Annotated in this window: 1 protein-coding gene; it reads right to left on the bottom strand. The window is 67.3% G+C overall.

Translation table 11 applies throughout. The features are described 5' to 3' along the window. On the bottom strand, positions 1-214 hold a 214-nt coding region (locus tag A3728_RS23190; protein WP_161489589.1), incomplete at both ends, for a hypothetical protein.

Genomic DNA, 214 nt, shown 5'->3' with positions numbered 1-214 from the left:
GCGTGCCGCTCGCGTCCCGTTCGAAGGCAACAGGCTCCGCCATCGCAAGGCGGGCCTGCTCCCCCGCGACGAACCAATCCGCGATCCGTTCGATCCGGGCGAGCCAGAGCTTGCGCGCCGCGTGCCATGGAACCTGTTCCTGTAATACCTCACGCGCGATCTGCATCAGCCGGTCGCGGTTCAGGCTATCGGGGTCTTTCGCGGCTTCGCGCAC

Origin of the sequence: Sulfitobacter sp. HI0040 (genome assembly GCF_001634885.1) — a bacterium.
In the GTDB taxonomy this organism is placed as follows: domain Bacteria; phylum Pseudomonadota; class Alphaproteobacteria; order Rhodobacterales; family Rhodobacteraceae; genus Sulfitobacter.
The sequence above is the reverse complement of the archived record's forward strand: the minus strand, read 5'-3'. Positions and strand labels throughout refer to the sequence as shown.